14 protein-coding genes and 3 pseudogenes are annotated in these 12,968 nt (G+C 41.9%); 14 read left to right on the top strand and 3 right to left on the bottom strand.

Annotation, left to right across the window (positions count from 1 at the left end):
- Positions 1 to 212 precede the first annotated feature (212 nt).
- The 4 genes and pseudogenes from tsaE to tnpA all read left to right on the top strand — a co-directional run bounded on the left by tsaE (position 213) and on the right by tnpA (position 3,175).
- The gene (gene tsaE, locus NF418_RS05955) at positions 213 to 653 is read left to right on the top strand and encodes a tRNA (adenosine(37)-N6)-threonylcarbamoyltransferase complex ATPase subunit type 1 TsaE (RefSeq protein ID WP_306172680.1); all 441 of its coding nucleotides are present in this window, start codon (positions 213 to 215) and stop codon (positions 651 to 653) included.
- On the top strand, positions 646 to 1,173 hold the full coding sequence (locus tag NF418_RS05950; protein WP_256778826.1) for a GNAT family N-acetyltransferase: 528 nt from the start codon (positions 646 to 648) through the stop codon (positions 1,171 to 1,173). Before tsaE ends, NF418_RS05950 begins: the two co-directional genes overlap by 8 nt.
- The gene (locus NF418_RS05945; RefSeq protein WP_256778825.1) at positions 1,170 to 2,408 is read left to right on the top strand and encodes an LCP family protein; all 1,239 of its coding nucleotides are present in this window, start codon (positions 1,170 to 1,172) and stop codon (positions 2,406 to 2,408) included. The genes NF418_RS05950 and NF418_RS05945 overlap by 4 nt, the downstream gene beginning before the upstream one ends.
- Positions 2,409 to 2,683: 275 nt before the next feature.
- Positions 2,684 to 3,175, top strand: a pseudogene (gene tnpA, locus NF418_RS10685) (IS200/IS605 family transposase).
- A gap of 135 nt (positions 3,176 to 3,310) precedes the next feature.
- Here the strand turns inward: tnpA and NF418_RS05935 are convergent.
- Positions 3,311 to 3,610 (bottom strand): chemotaxis protein, encoded by a 300-nt coding sequence (locus NF418_RS05935; protein WP_172054004.1) that lies wholly within the window; start codon positions 3,608 to 3,610, stop codon positions 3,311 to 3,313.
- Between the two features lies 1 nt (position 3,611).
- Positions 3,612 to 4,025, bottom strand: a complete 414-nt coding sequence (locus NF418_RS05930) for an HIT family protein (RefSeq protein ID WP_256778824.1) — start codon at positions 4,023 to 4,025, stop codon at positions 3,612 to 3,614.
- A 61-nt stretch (positions 4,026 to 4,086) separates the two neighbouring features.
- Here NF418_RS05930 and NF418_RS05925 point away from each other — a divergent pair, with 61 nt between their 5' ends.
- Genes NF418_RS05925 through trmB form a run of 4 tightly spaced genes read left to right on the top strand, consistent with a single transcriptional unit; the run spans position 4,087 to position 7,334 of the window.
- On the top strand, positions 4,087 to 4,821 hold the full coding sequence (locus NF418_RS05925) for an ABC transporter ATP-binding protein (RefSeq protein WP_256778823.1): 735 nt from the start codon (positions 4,087 to 4,089) through the stop codon (positions 4,819 to 4,821).
- The gene (locus tag NF418_RS05920) at positions 4,818 to 5,858 is read left to right on the top strand and encodes an ABC transporter permease (RefSeq protein WP_256778822.1); all 1,041 of its coding nucleotides are present in this window, start codon (positions 4,818 to 4,820) and stop codon (positions 5,856 to 5,858) included. The genes NF418_RS05925 and NF418_RS05920 overlap by 4 nt, the downstream gene beginning before the upstream one ends.
- A gap of 49 nt (positions 5,859 to 5,907) precedes the next feature.
- Positions 5,908 to 6,702, top strand: a complete 795-nt coding sequence (ccrZ, locus tag NF418_RS05915) for a cell cycle regulator CcrZ (RefSeq protein WP_256778821.1) — start codon at positions 5,908 to 5,910, stop codon at positions 6,700 to 6,702.
- Entirely contained in the window at positions 6,699 to 7,334 is a 636-nt protein-coding gene (gene trmB, locus NF418_RS05910) for a tRNA (guanosine(46)-N7)-methyltransferase TrmB (RefSeq protein ID WP_105109340.1), read from the top strand. Before ccrZ ends, trmB begins: the two co-directional genes overlap by 4 nt.
- Before the next feature lie 34 nt (positions 7,335 to 7,368).
- Here trmB and NF418_RS05905 read toward each other — a convergent pair whose 3' ends face one another.
- Positions 7,369 to 7,554: a hypothetical protein gene (locus NF418_RS05905; protein WP_256778820.1), complete on the bottom strand. Its 186-nt coding sequence runs from the start codon at positions 7,552 to 7,554 to the stop codon at positions 7,369 to 7,371.
- Positions 7,555 to 7,784: 230 nt separating this feature from the next.
- On the opposite strand from NF418_RS05905, the gene rimP reads away from it, so the two are divergent.
- The 6 genes and pseudogenes from rimP to infB form a co-directional block, all read left to right on the top strand.
- Positions 7,785 to 8,255 carry a ribosome maturation factor RimP gene (gene rimP, locus NF418_RS05900; RefSeq protein ID WP_256778819.1) on the top strand — a complete coding sequence of 157 codons (471 nt, stop codon included), beginning with the start codon at positions 7,785 to 7,787 and terminating at the stop codon, positions 8,253 to 8,255.
- Positions 8,256 to 8,294: 39 nt separating this feature from the next.
- Positions 8,295 to 9,449, top strand: coding sequence for a transcription termination factor NusA (gene nusA, locus NF418_RS05895; protein ID WP_256778818.1), 1,155 nt, complete (start codon positions 8,295 to 8,297; stop codon positions 9,447 to 9,449).
- Positions 9,450 to 9,465: 16 nt separating this feature from the next.
- Complete coding sequence (gene rnpM / locus NF418_RS05890; RefSeq protein WP_029177377.1) at positions 9,466 to 9,762, top strand: RNase P modulator RnpM; 297 nt, start codon at positions 9,466 to 9,468, stop codon at positions 9,760 to 9,762.
- Entirely contained in the window at positions 9,749 to 10,057 is a 309-nt protein-coding gene (locus NF418_RS05885; RefSeq protein WP_238594771.1) for a YlxQ-related RNA-binding protein, read from the top strand. Before rnpM ends, NF418_RS05885 begins: the two co-directional genes overlap by 14 nt.
- A 17-nt stretch (positions 10,058 to 10,074) precedes the next feature.
- A pseudogene (locus NF418_RS10770) lies at positions 10,075 to 10,167 on the top strand (translation initiation factor IF-2 N-terminal domain-containing protein); the annotation flags it as partial.
- A gap of 354 nt (positions 10,168 to 10,521) precedes the next feature.
- Positions 10,522 to 12,873, top strand: a pseudogene (gene infB, locus NF418_RS05880) (translation initiation factor IF-2); the annotation flags it as partial.
- Between the last annotated feature and the right edge of the window lie 95 nt (positions 12,874 to 12,968).

Below are 12,968 nucleotides of genomic sequence, written 5' to 3'. Positions count from 1 at the left end.
ACATCCATTTTTACAATCACCAACGTTTTCAAGAACGCAACAACGGCCTTGCCCCTCTTGAAATGAGGAACAAGGCCGTCGCCTAATCTTTTATTATTTCATTGTCCACTTGACAGGGAGCTGTTCAAGGCTTGCGATTTTTTTCTGTCGATTTGTCTACAATTTCCAGTAGACCTATGACAAAGCCGAATGGCTATGGTATAATAACAAGTATGTATAGTCAAAATGAAAATGAATTGATTGCCATTGGCGAGCGAATTGGTAGGGCTTGTAAGGCCAATCAAGTGCTAGTCCTGTCGGGAGATTTAGGTGCAGGCAAGACCACTTTGACCAAGGGTTTGGCTAAGGGTTTGGATATTGACCAGATGATTAAAAGTCCGACTTATACCATTGTCCGTGAGTATGAAGGTCGAATGCCTCTCTATCACTTGGATGTCTATCGGATTGGTGACGATCCGGAATCTATTGATTTAGATGATTTTCTCTATGGGGGTGGTGTGACTGTTATCGAATGGGGCGAATTGTTGGATGCTAGCCTCTTGGATGACTATTTACTCATTCGTATCGAGAAGGAAGATGATGGTCGTCGTCTGACTTTTGAGGCTCATGGGGCTAAAAGTCAAGTATTGGCTGAGGATATTCAGAATGGCTGAGAAAGAAATATATTTTAGTGAGGCTGAGCCAGCTGATGCGGTGGCCTTTATTGATTTTATGAACCAAGTGGCTAGAGAAACGGATTATCTGGTCATGGATGAAACGGGATTTCGATTTAGTCCTGAAGAGATGGCAAGAATCTTTGATGCTGGTATTGAAAATCCTGGGGAGTTGTGTTTGCTTGCAAAAGCGGGAGAAGAAGTTATCGGTGCCATTTCAGTTAAGTCCTCTAAGCAGTTTCGTATCAGCCATATCGGAAATATTTTCATTGCGGTTAAAAAAGCGTATTGGGGTTATGGTATTGGGACTATTTTACTAGATGAAGTGATACATTGGGCAGAAGAAATGGATATCTTGAAACGCCTAGAATTGACCGTTCAGGCCCGCAATCAAGCAGCAGTTCATTTATATCAGAAGTTAGGTTTTACTATTGAAGGGACTCAAGTAAGAGGAGCAAGAACAGATAAAGGAGAGTGGCTTGATCTCTATTATATGGGCAAGCTAATTGGTGACGTATGACAATTGGAAAAAAGATATTCTTAATGTTATTGGCCATTATAGGTTTAACGATTGGAGCAGGTTTTATTTATGGTGCTAGTTTGTTAAACTTTTCTACGGATGCTATTTCTAAGACTTTTAGACAACTGGGTGATAGTGATGAGATTAGTCCTTTAGATCCCACGGAGCCATTAACTATTCTTTTGATGGGTGTGGATATGGACCAGGCAACTCGTGGAGGAGATTGGGAAGGTGGCCGAAGTGATTCCATGATTTTGGTGACGGTCAATCCTCAGACCAAAGAAACGACTATGATGAGTCTGACTCGTGATATCATGGTAGAAATTGCAGAAGCTAATGGCGATTCGACGGGTTCTATTGAAAAACTTAACCATTCTTATAGTTATGGTCAAGCTCCGATGGCCATTGCGACCATTGAAAAAATGATGGATATTGATATAGAACGTTATATCGAGATCAATATGGATGGCTTGGTGGAGCTAGTGGACGCGGTCGGTGGAATTGAGGTCAATAATACCTTAGGTTTCCCTATATCCATAGAAGCTCAGGAGCCGGCCTATACATCAGTTGTACCTCCGGGTAGACATTTAGTCAATGGTGATCAGGCTTTGGTTTATGCACGGATGCGTTATGATGATCCGGAAGGAGATATTGGTCGTCAACGTCGTCAACGTGAAGTTATTACAGCTATTGTGAAGAAACTTCTACAACTGGATGGTTTTACCCAATACAAAAAGATTATCAATGCCATTTCTAACAATATGAGGACAGATATTGAAATCAGTGCATCTACGATTCCGACATTGTTGGGATACAGAGATTCAATTGGGAAGTTGAATTCTTATCAGCTACGAGGTCTTGATGAGATAGTAAATGAGCTTTATTATCAGTTGCCACCTGCACAGCATTTGTTAGATATGCAAAATGTTTTGAAAAAATCAATTGGGCTACCAGAGGGGACAGACTTGTCTACGAATGTCAAGGTTTACGAAATGCAAATGGGTTGGCCTAGCCCGATAAGTGTATACAATGCATTTACAGGTCAGTTGGAACTTGAGGCAAGTCCAGGGGTTGAAGCGATTGATATGGAAGCTATTACTGGCACATCTGCAAGTGATACAAATGGTACAAATAATACAAGTAGTACAAGTAATACACAGATTAGTGATAATCAAGAAAGTTCTATAGACACAGAAGTGGGAACTAGTACGCAAACTGAAACGAATGATCAATAACAAATAAAAATGAGGTTGGAATTCCAATCTCATTTTCATTATATGACTTTTAGTCCGTCACACTCCGTAAGGTGCATGACAAATAAACCACCCACTATGCGGGTGCGCGACGAAGGTTATACCAAAAAACTCCAAACGCGATACACTAAAGGTGTTCAAGCCTATTGTAAAGCGAAAGGAGGAGAAAAATTATCCAGTGGATGATTTTTGCCGAAACCTAAAAATTTAAGAGTTGAGGGGCGCAAAAGGCACATAGTTTATCACATACAAAGTGGCTGTGTTCTACCACATTGTCTTCACTCCTAAGTATAGACGAAAAATTATCTATAATCAATATCGAAGTAGTCTTGGAGAGATATTTCGACGATTGTGTAGTTATAAAGGTGTTGAAATTATCGAAGGTCATCTGATGCTAGACCATGTTCACATGTTAGTCAGTATTCCTCCAAGGTTAAGTGTATCAAGTTTTATGGGCTATTTAAAAGTCAAGAGTGCTCTTAGGATGTTTGACAAACACGCCAATCTCTCTATAAATTTGGCAATCGTCATTTGTGGGCAGAGAGCTTCAACAATTTGGGGAATTGTTGAAGAGTGTAAGTTGGACTAAATGAAGCCACAATTAAGAAATATATACAAGAATAAAGAAATTATCCAGTGGATGATTTCTTCACGAGCTTAAAATCTAGAAAGCGAGCTAAACATGATATAGCACTTGATTCTTGAGTGTAAAAGAGCATGAAGATCCCTTTAGGGATAATGGCAAGTAGTACGAATGCCTCTTTAAGAGGTTAGTGACGAGTCAAAAGCAGTGAGGCTTGAACAAAGTGAAAGCCAGCGTCTTTAGGCGCTGGCTGGTGATGTGGGCTTATAGCCCTTGTTCAAACCACTCGTTTGACGGGTGGTCATGATTTTTCCTCATTGGTGTATTTCTGTTGAATTTTTTGTATCTCATCCAGATTTCCTGCGATGCTTTGCTGATAAACGCGGGCCTTGTATTGGAGATCTTCGACCATTTCTTGTAGCGGTTTTTGGAAGCTATGGATGATGGCAAGTTGGTCTTGGATATTGGTTTTACTTGTTTCTATATCTGTCACTAATTGCTTGGTAGCCTTGACTTCTTTAGCGATTTTTTCTCGGTTTGAGATGGCTAGGTAGGTAGCGCTAGCAGCGGATAGGGCCAATAGTAGATTACGAAGTTTCATCTTATTCTCCTAAGTAGAGGTCTTGAGCCAAATTGGTTAGGGCAGGAAAATCAGGTTCGTTGACCTTAAATTGAATATCCAGCCCATCATTCTGGTCAAAGCGTGGCAAGAGGTGGATATGGGTGTGGAAGACGGTCTGTCCAGCAGCTTCTTCGTTATTATTGACAATATTTAAACCGCTAGCGCCCAATTTTTCTGTCAATTGACGGGCAATTGATGGAATAGCGGCAAAAACTTGTCCAGCTACCTCTGCGTCCATATCTAAGACATTTCGAAAATGTTTTTTAGGGATAACTAGGGTATGCCCCTTTGTGACTTGAGTAATATCTAAAAAGGCTAGAACGTGGTCGTCTTCATAGACCTTAGAGGCTGGAATTTCTCCAGCTACAATTTTACAAAAAATACAATCTGACATAATACGCCCTCTTTCTCGGATTTTTGTTATAATAATTATATCAAATTATAGGAATAAATGTATGTTAGAAGTAAAAAATGTCACAGGGGGTTATGTTAATATCCCTGTTTTGAAAGATGTGTCTTTTTCCGTTAAAGACGGAGAACTCGTCGGCTTAATTGGTTTAAATGGTGCAGGGAAATCAACTACTATCAAGGAAATCATTGGTCTATTGACGCCTTATCAGGGGCAAATTTTGATTGATGGACAAGGGCTGGCTCAGGCCCCTGAAATTTATCGGAAGAAGATTGGTTTTATACCCGAAACACCTAGCTTATATGAAGAATTAACTCTCAAGGAACACTTGGAAATCGTTGCTATGGCCTACGGATTATCTTGGGAAGAAACATGGGGAAGAACGGAAAAATTGTTGAAAATCTTTCGTTTGAATGAGAAGTTAGACTGGTATCCTGTTAATTTTTCTAAGGGTATGAAACAAAAAGTTATGATTATCTGTGCCTTTATGGTGGAGCCAAGTTTGCTAATCGTTGATGAACCTTTTTTGGGCTTGGATCCAGTTGCTATTGCGGATTTGATCGCTCTTTTGGAGGAGGAAAAGGCTAAAGGCACTTCTATCCTTATGTCCACTCACGTCTTGGATTCTGCTGAAAAAATGTGCGATTCCTTTGTGATTTTACATCAAGGACAGGTGAGAGCAACAGGGAATTTGGCGGATTTGCAGGCTCAATTTGGCATGGAAGGCGCTAGTCTGAATGATATTTATCTGGCCTTGACCCAAGAAGGAGCGGCCGGATGAAAGTTTTGTTTCAAAAACGCAGACATGATTTTCTAGAACGTTGTTCCAAGTACATGCGTTATGTATTGAATGATCATTTTGTCTTGGTTCTGATGGTATTTTTGGGATTCTTGAGTTTGCAGTATCGCCAGTTACTAGTTTCCTTTCCAGAAAATCGCATGCCGATTATCTTGATTCTTCTCGCAATTAGCTTCTTAGTTTTATGTTCCGGTAGAATAGCGACTTATTTGGAGGAAGCTGATCAGATTTTCTTGTTGACTAGAGAAAAGGAAGTTTTAGAAGAATTGGTAGCAGCAAGCCGTCGTTCATTCGTGCTTTGGTCTGTTTTGCAGGTCTTAGTGCAGTTGCTTTTCTTACCAATATACCTCAAGCTTGGATTAGCAACTTGGATGGTGGTCGTCTATATATTGGTGTTATTGTTCGCCAAATATTTTTTAGTAAAACATCAACAGGCTAGCTATCAGCGCCAGGGTGTGCTAGATTGGTCAAAAGCCATTCAGGATGAGCAAAAAAGAAAGCAATCTATTCTGCGCTTCTTTGCCCTCTTTACTACAGTTAAGGGGATTAGCACGAGTGTCAAGCCTAGAAAGTACCTGAACAGGATATTAAGTCTTGTTCAATCTCGCCAGACTTGGTTCCATCTTTATTTACGAGCGTTTTTTCGGGCAGGCGATTATTGGGGCTTGACTTTGCGTCTCATCTTTTTGTCTCTCTTGTCCGTGATTGCAATTGAAGAGGCGTGGCTCTCTCTTGGTCTGGTTTTAGTATTTCATTATTTGCTCCTATTTCAGCTGTTGGCGCTCTATAAGCACTTTGATTATCAGTATTTGACCCAGCTTTATCCTTTGGATAAAAAAAGGAAGATGAAAGATTTTCAGCATTTGCTTCGGGTTATTTTGTATGGACTTTTGATAGTGGAAATGCTGGTCGCTCTGCTATTTGTCAAAGATAAAATCATGGTTGCAGCTCTGCCAATTGTATGTCTTTTCCTTCATGAAGTTTATTTGCCAATAAAATTGAAAAAATTGATTGACTAAATAGCTGAAAATTAGTAAAATAGTAAGGAATTTTTAAAGGAGGTAAGGCATGCAGTTTGATACTAGTGGGCTACAGTTACAGTCTATTGCAGGAAATAGTGGCAAAGCGTTTAAGGGCCTACGGTCAGACGGAACGCAAGTCTTTGTGAAGTATGAGATGCCTCCTATCGTTTCTGCACTAGCTCGTGAGCAAATCACACCACCTGTTTTGTCTGCGAATCGGGAAGTGGGAATGGGCCACCGTGTAGAACAAGAGTGGTTAAGTGGTCGTACTTTGGATCGACAAGATATGACTAGCAAGCAGGTTCGACAGATTTTGGTACGTATGCATTATTCACGAATTCTGCTGAATCAAGCCTTGCAAATGAATTATACTTATATGGAGCCCCAAGATTTGGTCTATCGTTGGCAAAAGGATGCTCCAGCTCGTTTGGTTCAAAATTCGTATTTGCAGTCCGTTTGTCAAGATTTGTTACGGAATTTGCCTAATTTCCGACAGGAAGTCGCGACCTTTGTTCATGGGGATTTACACCATAGTAACTGGGTAGAAACGACATCAGGTCTAGTTTATTTGACGGATTGGGAAACGGCTTGTGTAGCTGATCGGATGGTTGATGTTGCCTATATCTTGACCCACTACATTCCTCGTCAAGGATGGGAGGAATGGCTTCGTGCTTATGGCTACAAGTATAATCGAACAGTATTAAATAAAGTATTTTGGTATGGACAACTTGCCTACCTTAATCAAATTGCTAAGCACGTAGAGAGTTACAATACCATGGCAGCTAACAAAGAAATTTACGCTTTGCGTCAATTCCGCCAGAATTTTTATAGGGAAGTATGAGAGTTAGAAATCGAAAGGGAGCCAGTGAGCTCCTAGCAAATAATCCCCAGTATGTTATCTCCAATCCGGAGGAATGTAAGGGAAAATGGGCAGAAATTTTTGGAAATAATAACCCCATTCATATCGAGGTTGGGTCAGGTAAAGGGCGTTTTGTGACAGGCATGGCAGCACAAAATCCGGATATTAACTACATCGGTATTGATATTCAAATGACGGTCTTGAGCTATGCCTTGGACAGAGTGCTTGAAGCAGGTCTACCGAACATTAAACTCTTGCAGGTTGACGGGTCAAGTTTGACAAATTATTTTGCACCTGCGGAGATTGATCAGCTCTATCTAAATTTTTCTGATCCATGGCCAAAGAAACGTCATGAAAAACGCCGTTTGACTTATAAGTCTTTCTTGGATACCTATAAGGAAATCTTGCCTGAAAATGGAGAAATTCATTTTAAGACGGATAACCGTGGTTTATTCGAATACAGTCTGGCTAGCTTTTCCCAATACGGTATGGTCTTGAAGCAGGTTTGGTTAGACTTACATGCAGATGGTCTTGAAGGAAATGTCATGACGGAGTATGAGGAGAAATTCTCAAACAAGGGTCAGGTCATCTATCGTGTGGAAGCACGATTTTGATAAGAAAAGCAAATAAGGAATCCAAATGGACTCCTTATTTTTTTGTAAAATGAATCAGATAAATGATGCAGGCGGTAATGGCTGAGCCTACGAGTAAATAGGCTACTGGTTTCAGAAACTCTAAACCATATGTTAAGTGGCTATCAACAAAGAGAAAGACAGCGAGGGTAATGGTGAGAAACACTAGACAAAGTGTGAATAATATACTTTCTTTTTTCATGATGCACCTCCAAGGATAGTATAAATGAATGATTCCCCAATTTCAAGTTTTAGAAGACAAGATTAAAAATGGATAACGCTTACAATTTCTATCCTTATCGTTTTCCTTTACAGGTGTTCGAAATTATGATAGAATACAGGGTAGAAATAAAGAGAAAAGGGGGTTGACGTCAGTCAACCCTTTCCCTGTATGCAGATTGTGACAGGTTAGAATTGTAAAAGGAGGTGCCTATGTCATCAATTGTTGATTTAGTCACGGCTACCATTGCACCAGCTATCCAGTCTCCCTATGAATTGGTAGATGTGGAATATGGCAAAATGGGTGGTGACTATGTCCTGTCTATTTTTATTGATAAGGAAGGAGGGATTTCCCTTCAAGATACGGCAGATTTATCAGAAGTCATTAGTCCGCTTTTGGATACCATTCAGCCGGATCCTTTCCCAGAGCAGTATATGCTTGAAGTGACCAGTCCAGGTCTAGAACGTCCCTTGAAGACAGCAGATGCAGTTACCCAGGCTGTTGGGAAATACATCCATGTCAAGCTCTATCAGGCTATTGACAAAGTCAAGGTTTTTGAAGGAACTCTTCTATCTTTTGATGGTACAGACTTGGTCATGGAGTACATGGACAAGACACGTAAAAAAGAAGTGACCATTCCATATTCAACAGTAGCTAAGGCACGTTTGGCCGTTAAAATTTAAGTGTAAGAAAGGACCTTTTGACATCAAAAGGAAATCAAAATGAGTAGAGAAATGCTAGAAGCCTTCCGTATTTTAGAGGAAGACATGGGTATTAACAAGGCGGATATTATTGATGCAGTAACAGAATCACTTCGTTCTGCTTATAAGCGTCGCTATGGACAAGCTGAGTCAGCAGTTATCGAGTTTGATGAGAAGAAGGCTGATTTCCACGTATATACTGTCCGTGAAGTAGTGGATGAGGTCTTTGATAGCCGGTTGGAAATCAGCCTCAAGGATGCCTTGGCCATCTCAACTGCGTATGAAATGGGTGATAAAATCAAATTCCAAGAAGATCCTGCAGAATTTGGTCGCGTAGCTGCTCAATCAGCTAAGCAGACCATCATGGAAAAAATGCGCAAGCAAAAGCGTGCCATTACCTTCAATACCTACAAGCAACATGAAAATGAGATTATGTCAGGTACGGTTGAGCGTTTTGACAATCGTTTCATCTATGTCAATCTTGGCACCATTGAAGCTCAGCTGTCCAAACAGGATCAAATTCCTGGTGAGGTTTTTCAATCACATGACCGTATCGAGGTCTATGTTTACAAGGTAGAAGATAACGGCCGTGGGGTGAACGTATTTGTCAGCCGTAGCCATCCAGAGATGATCAAACGCCTCATGGAACAGGAAATTCCTGAAGTATATGATGGAACTGTTGAAATCATGAGTGTGGCCCGTGAAGCTGGAGACCGTACGAAAGTGGCTGTTCGTAGCCATAATCCAAACGTAGATGCTATCGGTACAATCGTTGGTCGTGGTGGTTCAAATATCAAGAAAATCACCAGCAAATTCCACCCAGCTCGTTACGATGCTAAGAATGACCGCATGATTCCGACTGAGGAAAATATTGATGTCATCGAGTGGGTAGCAGATGAAGCAGAATTTATCTACAATGCTCTCGCTCCTGCAGAAGTTGACCAAGTATTGTTTGATACAGAAGATGGCAAGCATGCTACTGTTGTTGTGCCAGATGATAAATTGTCCTTGGCAATCGGTCGTCGTGGTCAGAACGTTCGTTTAGCAGCTCATTTGACCGGATTCCGTATCGACATCAAGTCTGCATCAGAATATGAAGCAATTGAGGCTGCTCAATATGCGGCAGAAGAGCTTGTAGAAGAAGTCGCGGAAGAATTTACAGAAGAACAAGAATAGAACAAAAGGAGCAACCATGGCAAAAGCTAGAAAAATACCCTTGCGCAAGTCTGTGGTGTCCGGTGAAATCATCGACAAACGGGATTTGCTCCGTATTGTAAAAAATAAAGAAGGTCAAGTATTTATCGATCCAACAGGCAAGGCAAATGGTCGTGGAGCTTACATCAAGCTTGACAATGATGAGGCAAGCCAAGCTAAGAAACGTCGTGTCTTTGATCGTTCATTTAGCATGGAAGTGGCTGAAGAGTTCTACGATGAATTGATTGCCTATGTTGATCACAAGGTCAAGAGGAGAGAGCTTGGACTGGAATAAGAAACAGAAAATCTTAAATTTATTGGGATTAGCCCAACGAGCAGGTCGCTTGGTTTCAGGTGAGGATCTGGTTGTTGAAGCTATTCAAAAAGGGCAGGCGAAATTGGTTTATTTAGCTAATGATGCTGCTGGAAATTTAAGTAAAAAAGTTACAGATAAAAGTCATACCTATCAAGTAGAAGTTGTAACAGTGTTTTCAACACTGGAATTGAGTGCAGCCGTCGGCAAGGCTAGAAAAGTTCTTGCAGTGACAGACGCTGGATTTACAAAGAAGATGAGGTCTATTATGGAATAGAACAGGAGGACAAGGCATTGTCTAAAAAGAGATTGAATGAAATTGCCCGAGAATTAGGCGTAAGCAGCAAGGAAGTTGTTGCTAAGGCTCAAGAATTGGGTTTTGAAGTCAAAAGCCATGCTTCGAGCGTGGATGAAGCAAGTGCCAAACGTTTGGCGGATAGCTTTGCTAAGAAAGCAGAAACTCCACAACCTGCAGAGAAGGTTCAGTCCGTTGAGAAACCAGCCGAAAGCAAGGCTCCAGTAGTAAAGCAAGAAGCACCTGCTCCAGTAACCAAGGAAGAACCAAAGGCGACTGCTCCAGCAGCACCACACCGCCCTCAGAGTCGTAACTTTAAGGCAGAACGGGAAGCGCGTGCTAAGGAACAAGCAGCTAAGCGAGCACAAGGTAAAGGTGGTCAAGGCAAACAAAACCAAGACCGTCGTGACAACCGTCAACAAGGTCAAAGTCGCCCAAATAACGACCGCAATGATCGTCGCGACAACCGACGTGAACAAGGTGGAGACAAACGCAAGGATAATCGTTTTGGCGACCGTCGCGACAATCGTGACAGCCGTCGTCAAGACAATCGACCTGCTCAATCAGCACGTTTTGAGCAAAAAGAGGTTGCAAAACCAGCAGCTCCTAAGATTGACTTCAAAGCGCGTGCAGCTGCCCTAAAAGCAGAGCAAAATGCAGAGTATGCTCGTACCAGCGAAGAACGTTTCCGTCAGGCTCAGGAGGCTAAAAAGCAACCGAAAAAACCAAAGGAAATCAAGTTCGAAGAACCGGTGTTCGAAAGCAAGCCATTTGTCAAACCAACCCCGATTGTATCGGTACCTGAAACAGTTGCAGAAAGTGCTGTAGATACTCGTCGTAAGAAACAAGCTCGACCAGACAAGAAACGTGACTTCAATAGTGACGAAGAAGATGGTCCACGGAAACAACAAAGAAATCGAAATAGTCAAAATCAAGTGAGAAATCAAAAGAATAGTAACTGGAATAACAACAAGAAAAATAAAAAAGGCAAGAACAACCAACCTGTCAAGCCTGTCACAGAGCGCAAGTTCCACGAATTGCCGACAGAATTTGAATACACAGCTGGCATGACCGTTGCAGAAATTGCAAAACGGATCAAACGTGAACCTGCCGAAATCGTCAAGAAACTCTTCCTCATGGGTGTTATGGCAACTCAAAACCAATCTCTGGATGGAGATACTATCGAACTCCTCATGGTGGATTATGGTATTGAAGCCAAGGAAAAGGTTGAAGTGGATAATGCAGATATTGAGCGTTTCTTCGTAGAAGAAGGCTACCTCAATGAAGAAGAAATGGTTGAGCGTCCACCAGTTGTGACCATCATGGGACACGTTGACCACGGTAAGACAACGCTTTTGGATACCCTTCGTAACTCTCGTGTTGCAACAGGCGAAGCGGGTGGTATCACTCAGCATATTGGTGCCTACCAAATCGAAGAAAATGGCAAGAAAATTACTTTCTTGGATACGCCTGGACACGCGGCCTTTACATCTATGCGTGCTCGTGGTGCATCAGTCACAGACTTGACAATTCTAGTCGTTGCAGCTGATGACGGTGTCATGCCACAGACCATTGAGGCTATCAACCACTCTAAAGCTGCCAACGTTCCAATCATTGTAGCTATCAACAAGATTGACAAGCCAGGTGCAAACCCAGAGCGTGTTATCGGTGAATTGGCTGAACACGGTGTTATCTCAACTGCCTGGGGCGGTGAGTCTGAGTTCGTAGAAATTTCTGCTAAATTCAACCAAAACATTGATGATTTGTTGGAAACGGTTCTACTTGTAGCTGAAATCCAAGAACTCAAGGCAGACCCAACTGTACGTGCTATTGGTACGGTTATCGAAGCGCATTTGGACAAAGGAAAAGGTGCGGTTGCGACCCTTCTCGTTCAACAAGGTACCTTGAATGTTCAAGACCCAATCGTTGTCGGAAATACCTTTGGCCGTGTTCGTGCCATGACCAACGATCTTGGTCGTCGTGTCAAGGTGGCTGGACCATCTACACCAGTATCTATTACAGGTCTCAACGAAACACCAATGGCTGGTGATCATTTCGCTGTCTATGAAGATGAAAAATCTGCGCGTGCAGCTGGTGAAGAGCGTGCCAAACGTGCCCTTCTTAAACAGCGTCAAGCAACGCAACGAGTTAGCCTTGAAAACCTATTTGACACCCTTAAAGCAGGTGAAGTTAAGTCTGTTAATGTGATCATCAAGGCTGACGTACAAGGTTCCGTTGAGGCTCTCGCAACTTCTCTTCAGAAAATCGAAGTGGAAGGCGTGCGTGTCAATATTGTCCACTCTGCAGTAGGTGCCATCAACGAATCAGACATCACCCTTGCAGAAGCATCAAATGCCCTCGTCATTGGTTTCAACGTTCGTCCAACTGCCGAAGCTCGTAACCAAGCGGAAGCGGATGATGTCGAAGTACGTCTTCACAGCATCATCTACAAGGTGATTGAAGAGATGGAAGATGCCATGAAAGGGATGTTGGATCCTGAATACGAAGAAAAAATCATTGGTGAGGCAATCATTCGTGAAACCTTTAAAGTTTCTAAAGTCGGCACAATCGGTGGTTTCATGGTCGTACGTGGTAAGGTTACCCGTGACTCAAGTGTTCGTGTTATCCGTGACGGTGTTGTTATCTTCGACGGTAAATTGGGCAGCTTGAAACGTTACAAGGACGATGTGAAAGAAGTCGGTAATGCCCAAGAAGGTGGTTTGATGATTGAAAACTACAACGACATCCGTGTAGATGATACCATCGAAGCCTACATCATGGAAGAAATTAAGAAGTAATTTGTTCAAACACTCTACTTTTTTGATGAGAATCAAGTAGAGAAAGATAACCAAAACAGAATATAATAAGTTTGAAACAGTAATTGTTCAAGCTT

It is taken from the genome of Streptococcus suis (assembly GCF_024509555.1).
GTDB lineage: Bacteria > Bacillota > Bacilli > Lactobacillales > Streptococcaceae > Streptococcus > Streptococcus suis_AD.
This window is presented reverse-complemented; position numbering and strand designations above follow the sequence as displayed.